Annotated in this window: 10 protein-coding genes and 1 pseudogene; 10 read left to right on the plus strand and 1 reads right to left on the minus strand. The window is 71.9% G+C overall.

Features of this window, described 5'->3' with window-relative positions; all coding sequences use genetic code 11:
- The first annotated feature begins 60 nt into the window (after window positions 1–60).
- The 10 genes from ORI94_RS03740 (at window position 61) to ORI94_RS03785 (ending at window position 11877) form a co-directional block, all read left to right on the plus strand.
- Window positions 61–996 (plus strand): carbohydrate ABC transporter permease, encoded by a 936-nt coding sequence (locus ORI94_RS03740; RefSeq protein WP_042166330.1) that lies wholly within the window; start codon window positions 61–63, stop codon window positions 994–996.
- Window positions 993–1895 (plus strand): carbohydrate ABC transporter permease, encoded by a 903-nt coding sequence (locus ORI94_RS03745; protein WP_266072339.1) that lies wholly within the window; start codon window positions 993–995, stop codon window positions 1893–1895. The genes ORI94_RS03740 and ORI94_RS03745 overlap by 4 nt, the downstream gene beginning before the upstream one ends.
- Complete coding sequence (locus tag ORI94_RS03750) at window positions 1892–3187, plus strand: Gfo/Idh/MocA family protein (RefSeq protein WP_266072341.1); 1296 nt, start codon at window positions 1892–1894, stop codon at window positions 3185–3187. The genes ORI94_RS03745 and ORI94_RS03750 overlap by 4 nt, the downstream gene beginning before the upstream one ends.
- The gene (locus ORI94_RS03755) at window positions 3184–4029 is read left to right on the plus strand and encodes a PmoA family protein (protein ID WP_266072343.1); all 846 of its coding nucleotides are present in this window, start codon (window positions 3184–3186) and stop codon (window positions 4027–4029) included. The genes ORI94_RS03750 and ORI94_RS03755 overlap by 4 nt, the downstream gene beginning before the upstream one ends.
- Entirely contained in the window at window positions 4026–5591 is a 1566-nt protein-coding gene (locus tag ORI94_RS03760; RefSeq protein ID WP_266072345.1) for a glycoside hydrolase 43 family protein, read from the plus strand. The genes ORI94_RS03755 and ORI94_RS03760 overlap by 4 nt, the downstream gene beginning before the upstream one ends.
- Before the next feature lie 102 nt (window positions 5592–5693).
- Window positions 5694–7058: an ABC transporter substrate-binding protein gene (locus ORI94_RS03765; RefSeq protein WP_266072347.1), complete on the plus strand. Its 1365-nt coding sequence runs from the start codon at window positions 5694–5696 to the stop codon at window positions 7056–7058.
- 213 nt (window positions 7059–7271) lie between these two features.
- Window positions 7272–8078 carry a rhamnogalacturonan acetylesterase gene (locus tag ORI94_RS03770; RefSeq protein ID WP_266072350.1) on the plus strand — a complete coding sequence of 269 codons (807 nt, stop codon included), beginning with the start codon at window positions 7272–7274 and terminating at the stop codon, window positions 8076–8078.
- A gap of 32 nt (window positions 8079–8110) precedes the next feature.
- Window positions 8111–9460: a pectate lyase family protein gene (locus ORI94_RS03775; RefSeq protein ID WP_266072352.1), complete on the plus strand. Its 1350-nt coding sequence runs from the start codon at window positions 8111–8113 to the stop codon at window positions 9458–9460.
- 135 nt (window positions 9461–9595) lie between these two features.
- Window positions 9596–10780, plus strand: a complete 1185-nt coding sequence (locus ORI94_RS03780) for a pectinesterase family protein (RefSeq protein ID WP_266072354.1) — start codon at window positions 9596–9598, stop codon at window positions 10778–10780.
- Entirely contained in the window at window positions 10777–11877 is a 1101-nt protein-coding gene (locus tag ORI94_RS03785) for a dienelactone hydrolase family protein (protein ID WP_266072356.1), read from the plus strand. Before ORI94_RS03780 ends, ORI94_RS03785 begins: the two co-directional genes overlap by 4 nt.
- A 22-nt stretch (window positions 11878–11899) precedes the next feature.
- Here ORI94_RS03785 and ORI94_RS03790 read toward each other — a convergent pair.
- Window positions 11900–12991 (minus strand): annotated as a pseudogene (locus ORI94_RS03790) (glycoside hydrolase family 43 protein); the annotation flags it as partial.
- Between the last annotated feature and the right edge of the window lie 75 nt (window positions 12992–13066).

Consider the following 13066-nt stretch of genomic DNA (forward strand, 5'->3'; position numbering starts at 1 on the left):
GAGAAAGCGCTTCACCTCCGCACCGCACGCACGACGTACACCGAGAAACGGAGAACAGTCATGGCCCAAGCCGCAGCCGTGGCGAAACCGCCCACGCCACCGAGGCGGCGCCGTGCCTCCGCCACGCCGCGCAGACTTCCCTACCTGCTGATCGCCCCGGCAGGCCTGCTCATGCTGGGCTTCATCGCCTACCCGGTCATCAGCGTCTTCTACTACAGCCTGCAGGAGTACAACCCCACCAAGCCGTGGCGGAACGGCTTCGCGGGCTTCGACAACTTCGTCCACCTCTTCACCGAGGACCCGCTGTTCTGGGACACCCTGGTCTTCAGCGCCAAGTGGGTCGTCGTCGAGGTCGGCCTCCAGCTGATGTTCGGGCTCGCACTGGCGCTCATCGTCAACCAGACCTTCATCGGCCGGGGCATCGGCCGCGCGCTGGTCTTCTCCCCGTGGGCCGTCTCCGGCGTGCTGACCTCGGCGATCTGGGTGCTCCTCTACAACTCCCAGACCGGCATCACCCGCTACCTCGCCGACATGGGCATCGGCGACTACGGCACCAGCTGGCTCTCGGACACCTCCACCGTCTTCTCGGCGGTGGTCGTCGCCGACCTGTGGCGCGGCGTCCCCTTCTTCGCCATCCTCATCCTCGCCGACCTCCAGTCCGTCTCCAAGGACCTGTACGAGGCCGCCGAGGTCGACGGGGCCAGCCGCTTCCAGCAGTTCACGCACATCACGCTGCCCCACCTCAAGGACGCCATCATCCTGTCCACGCTGCTGCGCGCGGTGTGGGAGTTCAACAACGTCGACCTGCTCTACACCCTCACCGGCGGCGGACCGGCCGGCGTGACCACGACGCTTCCGCTGTACATCGCCAACACCAGCGTCGACGCCCACGACTTCGGCTACGCGTCGGCCCTCACCACGGTCGCGTTCGTGATTCTGCTCTTCTGCTCGATCGTCTACCTGCGGCTGAGCAAGTTCGGAGGCGAAAGCAAGTGATCACCAAAGAGGCCGCCCCGGCCGCCCCCGCCCCCGCGCGCTCCGCCGCCGAGCCGCCGAGCCGCCCCGCGAGGAAGAAGCACCGGGCCTGGGACGAGGTGCCCCGCTGGCACATCTACCTCCCCCTGGGCGTCTACCTCCTGTTCACCCTCGTCCCCTTCTACTGGATCCTGCTCTTCGCCCTGCGCCCGGCCGGCTCGACCTCGCTGGTGCCCTGGCCGATGACCACCGCCCACTTCGAGAAGGTGTGGACGGACCGGGCCTTCGGCACCTTCTTCCAGAACAGCGTGCTCGTGGGCGTCGCCACCCTGGTCACGACGACGCTGGTCGCCCTGGCCGGCGGCTACGCGCTCGCCCGGTTCGACTTCCGCGTCAAGCGGGTCTTCATGCTCGCCCTGCTGTGCTCCCAGTTCGTGCCCGGCGCGCTGCTCCTGGTCCCGCTGTTCGAGATCTTCGCCGGACTGCAGATGATCAACTCGCTCGGCAGCGTCATCATCGCCGAGACGGTCTTCCAGCTCCCGCTGTCGATGATCCTGATCAGCAACTTCATCAAGAACGTGCCGTACTCCCTGGAGGAGGCCGCCTGGGTCGACGGGTGCAGCAGGATGCGGGCGTTCCGGGTGGTCGTCCTGCCGCTGCTGCGGCCCGGACTGATCGCCGTCGGCTCCTTCGCCTTCGTCCACTCCTGGAACCACTTCCTGTTCGCCCTGATGTTCCTCAACAACCAGGAGAAGCAGACCATCCCCGTGGGTCTGAACACCCTGATGAGCGCGGACAGCGTCGACCTCGGCGCCCTCGCCGCGGGCGGCATCATCGCGGCCGTGCCCGTCGTGATCGTGTTCGCCTTCATCCAGAAGTGGCTGATCACCGGCTTCAGCGCGGGGGCGGTGAAGGGATGACCGCACCCGACGCCGCAGCTCGGGCCGCCCTGGGGGCTCCATCCGGCGCCGCCTCCCGGCCCGAGCCCCCGGCAGAACCGCTGCCCGTCGTGCTCGCCGGTGCCCGCGGCCACGGCCGCTGGCACCTGGCGAACATCCGCAGGCTCCAGGAGGACGGGCTCGTCCGGCTGGCCGGCATCTGCGAGCTCACCCCGCTCACCGAGGACGAGTTCGAGGGCGGCCGGCCCGGAGGCCGACCGCCCGAGCAGTCGGCCGACTTCGGCGCCCTGCTGGAGTCCACCGGGGCCCGCATCGCGGTCGTCTGCACCCCGATCCACACCCACACCGACCTCGCTCTCGCCGCGGCCGGACGGGGCGTGCACCTCCTGCTGGAGAAGCCGCCGGCACCGTCCTACGCCGAGTACCGGCGGATGGCCGACGGGGTCGCCGCCGCGGGGGTCGCCTGCCAGATCGGCTTCCAGTCGCTGGGCTCGCACGCCGTGCCCGCCATCCGCGCCCTGGTCGCCGACGGCGCCATTGGCCGGCCGACCGGGATCGGCGCCGCCGGGGCCTGGGTACGCCCGGAGGACTACTTCCGGCGGGCGCCCTGGGCGGGCCGGCGCCGGCTGGACGGCGTCGACGTGATCGACGGGGCGCTGACCAACCCCCTCGCCCACGCCGTCGCCACCGCCCTGGCGCTGGCCGGCAGCACCCGCGCCGAGGACGCCACCGGCATCGAGACCGAACTGCTGCGCGCCAACGACATCGAGTCCGACGACACCTCCTGTGTCCGCGTCACCACCGCACAGGGCCCGCCGGTCACCGTCGCCGCGACCCTGTGCGCCGAGCGGGCCGACGAGCCGTACGTCCTCGTGCACGGCACCAGCGGCCGGATCACCTTCTGGTACAAGCAGGACCGCGTCCTGGTCCAGCGGGCCGGCCGCGGTCCCGAGGAACTCCGCTTCGGCCGGACCGACCTGCTGGAGAACCTCGTCGACCACCTCGTCACCGGCGCCCCGCTGCTCGTCACGCCGGACGGGACGGGTGCCTTCATGAAGGTCGTCGAGGCGATCCGGCGCGCCCCCGACCCCGCCCCGCTGCCCGCCGGCGCCTGGCACCACGTCCCCGGCGAGAACCGCCGGGTCGTCCCCGGCATCGACGGCCTCGTCGCGGCCGCCGCCGACACCCTGTCCCTCTACTCCGAACTCGGCGCCTCCTGGGCCCTGCCCGCACCACAGGACGTACCCGGGTCCGTACGGCAGTCCGAGGAACCGTCCGCAGCGCATCCGCCGAAAGAGGTGAGCACCCGATGACCAGCGACGACTTCGCGATCCTGCGTGTCGCGGGCCGGCCGGTCGGCCGGTACGTCACCCGGCCCGAGCTGCCCCCGAGGCTCTCCCCGCGCCCGTACCTGCACCCCGTCACCACCCTGGCGGGCACGACGGTCACCGAACTGTCGCCCGCGGACCACACCCACCACCTCGGCGTCGGTGTCGCCGTTCCCGACGTCGAGGGGCACAACTTCTGGGGCGGGCGCACCTACGTCCGTGACCGGGGCCCGACCGAGCTGGACAACCACGGCTCCCAGCGGCACCGCGGCTTCCAGCTCCAAGACCCCGACGGCTTCGTGGAGGAGCTGCGCTGGACCGCCGCCCCGGGCGAGCTGCTGCGGGAGCGCCGCACCGTCGCCGCCACCGAACTCACCGACACCGCCTGGGCGCTGGACTTCACCTTCTCCCTCACCAACGTCACCACGGACCCGCTCTCCGTGGGCAGCCCGGCCACCAACGGCCGCCCCGGCGCCGCCTACGGAGGCTTCTTCTGGCGGGCCCGCAAGGAGGAGACGGAGCCGGACGTCTTCACCGCCTCCGCCCAGGGAGCGGAAACGGTGCACGGACGCCCGGCCGACTGGCTGGCCCTGGCCGGCGCCGACTGGACGCTGGTGTTCGCCGGAGCCACCGCGGCGACCCGCCGCGACCCCTGGTTCGTGCGCACCGCCGAGTACCCCGGCGTCGGCTCCTCCCTCGCCCACGACGCACGGCTGCCCGTCCCGCCCGGGGAGACGGTGGTCCGCCGCGTCGTCACCGTCGTCGCCGACGGCCGCCTCGGCAGGGACGCCGCCGCCGCCCTGGTCCGCAAGGCGGTGAGCCCGTGAGCGCCCCGCCGACGGACCTCACCTACCGCAACCCGGTGCTCGACGCCGACTGGTCCGACCCGGACGTGATCCGCGTCGGCGACGACTTCTACCTGACCGCCTCCAGCTTCGGCCGCACCCCGGGGCTGCCGCTGCTGCACTCCCGCGACCTGGTCAACTGGACGCTCGTCGGCCACGCGCTGCAACGCCTGGAACCCGAGGGCGAGTTCGCGGTGCCCCGGCACGACCGCGGGGTCTGGGCGCCCTCCCTGCGCCACCACGACGACCGCTTCTGGATCTTCTGGGGCGACCCCGACCAGGGCGTCTTCCAGGTCAACGCCCCCGAGATCCGCGGCCCCTGGACCCGCCCCCACCTGGTGAAGGCGGGCAAGGGCCTGATCGACCCGTGCCCGCTGTGGGACGAGGAGACCGGCGAGGCGTACCTCGTGCACGCCTGGGCGAGGTCCCGCTCCGGCATCAAGAACCGTCTCACCGGCCACCGCATGCACCCCCACGGCACCGAACTCCTCGACGAGGGCAAGGTGATCGTCGACGCCGACCGCATCCCCGGCTGGTTCACCCTGGAGGGGCCCAAGCTCTACCGGCACGACGGCTGGTTCTGGATCCTGGCGCCCGCCGGGGGAGTGGAGACCGGCTGGCAGGGCGCCTTCCGGTCGCGCGACTTCTTCGGTCCGTACGAGGAGAGGGTCGTCCTGGAACAGCGGGACACCGACGTCAACGGACCCCACCAGGGCGGCTGGGTGCGCACCGCGTCAGGTGAGGACTGGTTCCTGCACTTCCAGCAGCGCGGGGCGTACGGCAGGGTCGTGCACCTCCAGCCGATGCGCTGGGAGCCGGCCGCGGACACCTCCGGGCCGGGCGAAGGCGGGAGGGGGAGCGCCGGCGGCTGGCCGGTGATCGGGGACGACGGCGCCCCGGTCGCGGAGCACCGCCGCCCGGACCTGCCCGCCCAGCCCGCCGCCGCGCCCGCCACCGACGACGACTTCCCGGGCGGCCGGCCCGGCCGTCAGTGGCAGTGGACGGCCAACCCCCGGGACGGCTGGGCCACCCAGCACTCCGCCGACGGTCTGCGGCTGACCTGCGTCCGCACCGCCGACGCGCACGACCTGCGCACACTGCCGAACGTCCTCACCCAGCGGCTGCCCGGCACCCCGTGCACCGTCGAGGTGGAACTGCGGCTCGACAGCGAGGAGCCCGGAGCACGGGCGGGCCTCGCCGTCCTCGGGGACGCCTACGCCTGGATCGGACTCCAGCGCGGCGCGGACGGCACGGCACACCTCGTGCACCGGTTCGCCGAGACGGTCGCCGAGAGCGAACGCGACGCCGGCCACCCCCGGCTCGCCCCCGAGGGCCGGGCCAGGCTGCGGATCGAGGCCGGCCCCGGAGCCCGCTGCCGCTTCTCGTACGACACCGGGGACGGCTTTCGTCCCTCCGGGCAGGTCTTCGCCGCCACCCCGTGGCGCTGGGTCGGCGCCCTGCTCGGCCTGACCGCCCTCGCCCCGACGGGCCAGGGGCACGCCGGGACGGCGACCTTCACGCGGTTCAGGATCAGCCCCACGTAACCACCGGCCTCCGTACGCCCCCCACACGCAGTCCAGCAAGTCCAGCAAGTTCAGAAAGTCCCGTTGGAACCAGAAGAACCAGAAGCAGAAGAGAGCCGACCAATGAAGATCAGCAATCGCAGAAGCAGCAGCACTGGCAGGCGCCGGACGTCGGCCGCCGTCGCCCTGGGCGCCGTGCTCGCGCTGACCGTCACCGCCTGCGGCGACAGCGGCAGCGGCGCGGGCGGCGACCAGGGTGCCGAGGGCAGCGGCACGGGCAAGATCACCTTCTGGGACAACAACGGCGGTATCCGCACCGACATCTGGAAGGAGATCATCGCCGACTTCGAGAAGGCCAACCCGGACATCGAGGTCGATTACGTCGGGATCGCGTCCACCGAGTACCAGTCCAAGGTCGACACCGCCATCCAGGGCGGCGGCCTGCCGGACGTCGGCGGTGTCGGCGCGGCGATGCTCGCGGGCTTCGCCGCCCAGCAGGCGCTCGCCCCGCTGGACGACCGGCTGGGGGAGTCGTCCCTCGACGGGAAGCTCAACAAGGACATGGTCGAGTCGCTGCGGGCCGCCGGCGGCGGTGACGACAAGCTGTACTCGATCCCGACCTCCGCGAACAACGGAGTCCTCTACTACCGCACCGACCTGTTCGAGGCGGCGGGTCTCGAGGAGCCGACCACCTGGGACCGCTTCTTCGAGGCCGCGGGCAAGCTCACCGACAAGGATGAGAACGAGTTCGGCTACACCATCCGCGGCGGCGCCGGCTCCGTCGCGCAGGCCCTGGACGCGATGTACGGGCAGTCCGGCATCACCACGTTCTGGGACTCCACCGGTGAGAAGACCACGGTCAACGACCCGAAGAACGTCGAGGCCCTGGAGAAGTACGCGGACCTGTTCAAGAAGGTCACTCCCGCCGCCGACCTGAACAACGACTTCACCAAGATGGTCGCGCAGTGGGACTCGGGCACCATCGGCATGCTCAACCACAACCTCGGCTCCTACCAGGACCACGTGAAGGCGCTCGGTGCCGACAAGTTCCGGGGCATCCCGCAGCCGACCGGACCCGACGGGGCCCGCGTCCAGGTCTCCAACCCGGTCGACGGGCTCGGCGTCTTCCAGAGCTCCAAGAACAAGGACGCCGCCTGGAAGTTCATCGAGTACGCCACCTCGGCCGAGGCCAACTCGAAGTTCAACGAGTCCGCGGGACAGGTGCCGGCCCACCTCGACGCCGCCAAGGACGACTGGATCCAGAAGGCGGAGCCGACGAAGCTGGCCGCGGACGCGCTGAGCGACGGGTCGACGACGATCGTCCAGCTGCCGTACTACCTGCCCGACTGGAACACCATCTCCAAGGCCGACAACGAGCCCAGCTTCCAGAAGGTGCTGCTCGGGGACATGAGCGCCAAGGACTTCCTCGACAACCTGGCCGAGCAGCTGAACGAGGCCCAGGCCGAGTGGCAGGAGCAGATGGCCTGAGCGGCGTTCGGCAGCCGGCAGCACCACGGGATCCGGTATCCCGTACCGGATATCCGGTGTCCGGTGTCCGGTAGCGCCGCGGGGGCGGCCCGTCCCTTCCGGGCCACGGGCCGCCCCCGCGACCAGCCGCACCCGCCCGGCGCGGCTCCGCACACAGGTACAGTCCCGCGCCCGCACGGCGCCTCCCGGACCCTTGCTGAAAGGCACAGGCTTGTGTCGCTCACTCGCAGACAGGTTTCCGCCGCCGGTCTCGGCCTTCCCCTCGCCCTCGCCGTGACCGGCACCGCCCGGGCCGCCCCCGGGCGCCCCCGCCCCCGCGCGCTGTACATCGCCGGGGACTCCACCGCGGCCCAGAAATACGCCGACGCCGCCCCCGAGACCGGATGGGGCACGGCGCTCCCCTTTCTGCTCCGCCCCGGCCTGGATGTCGTCAACCATGCAGTGAACGGGCGGAGTTCGAAGAGCTTCGTCGACGAGGGACGGCTGGACGCGATCCTCGCCGCCGTCCGGCCCGGCGACCTCCTGCTGATCCAGTTCGCGCACAACGACGAGAAGGCCACCGACCCGGCCCGCCACACCGAGCCCTGGACGACGTACCAGGACTACCTGCGGCTGTACGTCGACGGGGCCAGGGCCCGCGGGGCGCGGCCCGTGCTGGCCACCGCCGTGGAACGCCGGAGGTTCGACGCGGGCGGTGCCGCCGTGCCGAGCCACGGCGACTACCCGGCGGCGATGCGGGCGCTGGCCGGCGAGGAGCGGGTCGCGCTGCTCGACACCCAGGCGCTGTCGTTGGCGCTGTGGCAGGAGCTCGGCGTCGAGGAGACCAAGAAGTACTTCAACTGGACCGCGACCGAGCAGGACAACACGCACTTCAACCCGCCCGGCGCGATCGCCGTGGCGCGGCTGGTCGCCCGGGAGCTGCTGCGCACCCGGGTGCTCGCGCCGCGGGAGGTGCGCCGGCTGAACGACGTGATCCCCGAATCGTGGATCACCTGGCCGGACGCCGGCGCCACCGCCTGACCGACCGAACGAGAAAAAGGGAGAGCCGCACCATGAACAGACCGACATGGCATGCGCATGCCAGGATGAAGGCCGCCACGCTGGCCGGCTGCACCGCCCTCGTACTGGCCCTGACCGGCACCGGCGCCCAGGCCCACGGCCCTCACCACGGCGATCACCCCGGCAAGCACCGCGACCCCGCCCGGCAGACCCTCGGCGCGAACGACGGCTGGGCGTCCCACGGCACCGGCACCACCGGAGGCGCCGACGCCGCCCCCGAGCACGTCTACACCGTCAGCGACTGGGCCGGGTTCAAGGCGGCCCTGGCGGACGGCGGCAGCGCACCGAAGATCATCAAGGTGCGGGGGACCATCGACGCGGTCTCCGCGGGCTGCGACTCGCTCGCCGCCCCCGGCTACGACTTCGACGCCTACCTGGAGAAGTACGCGCCCGAGACCTGGGGTCTGGAACAGGACCTGAGCGACGAGAGCGACGACAGCCCCGAGGGCCTGCGCAGGGCCTCGGCGGCGAACCAGAACACCGAGATCAAGGCGAGCGTCCCCGCCAACACCACGATCATCGGCATCGGGAGGAACGCCGGGTTCAAGGGCGCCAGCCTGCAGATCAAGGACGTCGACAACGTCATCGTCCGCAACCTCACCCTCGAGAGCCCCCTCGACTGCTTCCCGCAGTGGGACCCGACCGACGGCGACCGGGGCAACTGGAACTCCGAGTACGACACCGCCGTCGTGTACAACTCCACCCACGTCTGGCTGGACCACAACACCTTCACCGACGGCGAGCACCCTGACAGCGCCGCCCCCACCCACTTCGGGATGCTGTACCAGCAGCACGACGGCGAGCTGGACATCGTCCGCGGCGCCAACTACGTCACCGCCTCCTGGAACGTCTTCACCGAGCACGACAAGACGATCCTGATCGGCAACAGCGACAGCGAGTCCACGGCCGCCGGCGACCGGGGCAGGCTGAAGACGACCTTCCACCACAACCTGTTCTCGAAGCTGGTCGAGCGCGCGCCGCGGGTCCGCTTCGGACAGGTCGACGTCTACAACAACCACTTCGTGGCGGAACAGGGCTTCTCCTACAGCTTCGGCATCGGCAAGGAGTCCCAGCTCGTCGCCGAGCACAACGCGTTCACCCTGGCGAGGGGCCTCACTCCGGGGAAGATCCTCAAGCGGTGGAACGACTCGCCGCTCACGGCCCGGAACAACCTCGTCAACGGCAAGCGGGTCGACCTGATCGCCGTGCACAACGCGGAGATCCCCGAGGAGACCCTCCGGTCCGGTGCCGGCTGGACACCCACCCTGCGCGCCGACGTCGACCGGGTGCGGGCGGTTCCGGCGCTGGTCAAGCACGGCGCGGGAGCGGGCCGTCTGCGCTGACCTCCCCTGCCCCGCGCACCCGTGACGCCGGGGCGGGCGCGTGCCGCCCCCACTGTGGCGCGTGCCCGCCCCGGTCCGTTCCTCCCGCTCCCCTCCGCCCCGGTCCGCCCGGTCCCGTACCGAAGGAGCATCCGCATGTCCTCGCCCCACGGCCGTCCGCTGCCGTCGTCCCCGCACACGTCGGTGCCCGTCTCCCGGCGGGGCCTCCTGCTCGCGGGCGCCTCGGCCGCCACCGCCACCGCCACCGCGCTCGCCCTGGCCGCCGCCCCCGCGCAGGCCGCCCGGGCCACCGGCCACCCGCGCCGCCCGTTCGGCCGGTACGGCTCGCCCGTCGACCGCCTGACCCCAAAGACCCTGTACGTCCACCCCGGCGGTGCCGGCGACTTCACCTCCGTCCAGGCGGCCGTGACCGCCGCGACCGGCACCGGACGCGTCCTCGTCCTGGCCCCCGGCACCTACCGTGAGACGGTCTCCGTCGGGGCCGACCGCACCGGCATGACCTGGATCGGCGCCTCGCACGACCCGCGCGACGTGGTCATCGTGTACGACAACGCGGCCGGCACCCCGAAGCCGGACGGCTCCGGTACCCACGGCACCTCCGGCTCCGCGACCACCACCGTGCGCCCCGACGGCTTCACCGCCCGGTGGATCACCTTCGCCAACGACTGGCTGCGCACCGACCTCCCCGGCACCAGCGGCACCCAGGCCGTCGCCCTCAAGGTGCAGGGCGACCGCAGTGCCTTCACCCACTGCCGGTTCCTCGGCCACCAGGACACCCTGTACGCCGACTCCCTCTCCCGGGACACCATCGCCCGCCAGTACTTCTCCCACTGCTATGCCGAGGGCGACGTCGACTTCGTCTTCGGCCGGGCGACCGCCGTCTTCGCGCACTGCCACTTCCGCACCCTGACCCGCCCGGACCTGACCGGCGCCCCGTACGGCTTCGTCTTCGCACCCTCCACGGCCGGCGCCAACCCGCGTGGCTACCTCGTCACGCGGAGCAGGATCAGCAGCGAGGCGCCCGACGGCTACTACAAGCTGGCCCGCCCCTGGGTGCCCAGCTCCGACCCCACCGCCCGCCCGATGCTCACCGTCCGCGACAGCCACCTCGGCCCCGGCATCGACGCGGTCGCGCCCTACACCGACATGGCAGCCGGCCATCCCTGGCAGGACCAGCGCTTCGCCGAGTACCGCAACAGCGGTCCCGGCGCCGTGGTCACCGTCCCGGAGAACCGGCCCCGGCTCACCCGGGACCAGGCCGCCGCCCACACTCCCGGGACCCACCTCGGCGACTGGCGCCCCCGGCCGGCCGCGAAGTGAGCTCCGCCCCCGCCCGCATCCCCGTCCCGGGCCCGCCCGGCCTCCACCAGGCGCTCAAGGACGATCTGACGTTCCCCCTCGCCTGGGGCACCTCACCCGTCCGGGACTTCGACGCGTGGCGGCGGGCGGCCCGGGACAAGGTCGAGGAGCTGCTCCTCGTGGACGACCAGACGGACACCCCGTACGCACCCGAGTTCACCGCGGGCCCCGCCGGAAGCGAGCAGGAGGACGGTTGCACGCGCGAGGTGGTGACCCTCTCCCTCACCCGCTACGGCAGGGTCCGCGGCGCGCTGCTCACCCCGCGCGGTACCGGCCCCTTCCCCGCCGTGCTGCTCCTGCACGACCACGGCTCCCGCTTCGACATCGGCAAGGAGAAGTGCGTCCGCCCCTGGTACGACGACGCCGGCACCCGTCTCGCCTCCGCCGAGCAGTGGGCCGCGCGGCACTTCGGCGGACGCTTCGTCGGCGACGAACTCGCCCGGCGCGGCTACGTCGTGCTCTGTCTGGACGCCCTGGGCTGGGGCGAGCGGGGGCCGTTGGCCTACGAGCGGCAGCAGGAACTGGCGAGCAACCTCTTCCACCTCGGCTCCTCGCTCGCCGGGCTCCACGCCCGCGAGGACCAGCGCGCCGCCGCCTTCCTGGCCGGCCTCGAGAGGGTGGACGCCCGCCGGGTGGCCGCCCTGGGTTTCTCCATGGGCGGCTACCGGGCCTGGCAGGTGGCCGCGCTCAGCGACCACGTCGCGGCCGCGGCGAGCGCGTGCTGGATGACCGGGCTGAAGGACATGATGGTGCCCGGCAACAACACGCTGCGCGGGCAGTCGGCCTTCCACATGCTTCACCCCGGCCTCACCCGGCACCTGGACATCCCCGACGTGGCGAGCATCGCCGCACCCCGGCCGATGCTGTTCTTCCACGGCGGGCTCGACCCGCTGTTCCCCGCCGACGGCGTGCACACCGCGTACAGCCGACTGCGTGCCGTGTGGCGTTCGCAGGACGCCGGCCACCGACTGCGCCTGAAGACGTGGCCGGACCGCGGCCACGTCTTCGACGGCGCGATGCAGGACGAGGTCCACGCCTGGCTCGCCTCCGTCCTGTGACGGCGGCCGGCCCGGCTCCCTACGGGTACGCGGCCAGCAGCCGGTCGTACTCCGCCCGAGTCACCGGGATCACCGTGCCGTGCCGGGGACTGGCGGGCAGCCGGTAGGCGGTGGACGGGGTCCAGCGGCCCGAGGCGAGGTCGGTCGTCTCGAAGGGGAGGTAGCCCCGGCCGCCGTACTCGTCGATGAACAGGTACCACTTCTCCTCGGTGTTGGACTTGAACACCGTCGGCCCCTCGCCCCGGCTCATCGCCCCGCTGCCGATGCAGTCGGCGACGAAGGCGTACGACGTCGAGGCCAGGTCCGCCGACTTCTCGCCGGTGATGAACTTCGAGCACGGGGAGCCGGAGGACGGGTCGCGCTCGTCCTTGGTGTACCGGTAGTAGGTGCCGCGGTGCTCGACCACCGTGGAGTCGATCACCGAATAGCCGGGATCGTTCCAGATCTTCGGCTCGCTGAAGGTGCGGAAGTCCCGCGTGGTCGCGTACAGCATCCTGTTGTACGTCGATCCCGTGTGGCCGGGGTCGTCCGCCGCGTACAGCTTCGACGCCCAGAAGACGACGTACGCGTTCCGTGACGCGTCCCAGTAGGCCTCGGGCGCCCAGGTGTTGCCGGCGGTGCCGGGGGAGACCCGCACCAGGCGCTGGTCGGTCCAGTTCACCAGGTCGGTGGACTCCCACACCATGATCGACTTACTGCCGTGCCGCTGGACCTCGTCCCAACTGCCGCTGCTTCCTCGGTACATCCGCAGGTCGGTGGCGATCAGGTAGAACCTGTCGCCCTCGGGGGAGCGGATCACGAACGGATCGCGCAGCCCCTTCTCCCCGATCGTGGAGGTCAGCACCGGCCGGCCGCCGTTCAGCTCACGCCAGCTCAGCGCGTTGTTGCCGCGGCTGAGGGCGTAGCGGATCTGCTCGCCGTCGGCGGTTCCCTCACCGGTGAAGTAGGCGAAGAGGTATCCGGCGTAGGAGGCCTTGGACACGGGTGGGGTTCCGGGTTCCGCGGCGCCGGGCCCGGCGGTGAGGAGGGAGACCAGCAGGGCGAGCAGGAGCGCCGGGAGGGCGGCGACGGACAGGGGGCGGGGCAGGAGCGTGCGGGCGAGCCGGGGACGCATGGCCCCTCCTGTGGGAGTGTGGGGGATTCTGTCGGAGTCGGCCCTCGGAGTGTCACCGGCTGGTGGGACCCCGTC

This window comes from Streptomyces sp. NEAU-W12, from assembly GCF_026242095.1.
In the GTDB taxonomy this organism is placed as follows: Bacteria; Actinomycetota; Actinomycetes; order Streptomycetales; family Streptomycetaceae; genus Streptomyces.

Excerpts from the sequence above, each read along its gene's own strand:
- ORI94_RS03740 (WP_042166330.1), top strand. The coding sequence starts at position 61 with ATGGCCCAAGCCGCAGCCGTGGCGAAACCGCCCACGCCACCGAGGCGG.
- ORI94_RS03750 (WP_266072341.1), top strand. The coding sequence starts at position 1,892 with ATGACCGCACCCGACGCCGCAGCTCGGGCCGCCCTGGGGGCTCCATCC.
- ORI94_RS03755 (WP_266072343.1), top strand. The coding sequence starts at position 3,184 with ATGACCAGCGACGACTTCGCGATCCTGCGTGTCGCGGGCCGGCCGGTC.
- ORI94_RS03765 (WP_266072347.1), top strand. The coding sequence starts at position 5,694 with ATGAAGATCAGCAATCGCAGAAGCAGCAGCACTGGCAGGCGCCGGACG.
- ORI94_RS03775 (WP_266072352.1), top strand. The coding sequence starts at position 8,111 with ATGAACAGACCGACATGGCATGCGCATGCCAGGATGAAGGCCGCCACG.
- ORI94_RS03780 (WP_266072354.1), top strand. The coding sequence starts at position 9,596 with ATGTCCTCGCCCCACGGCCGTCCGCTGCCGTCGTCCCCGCACACGTCG.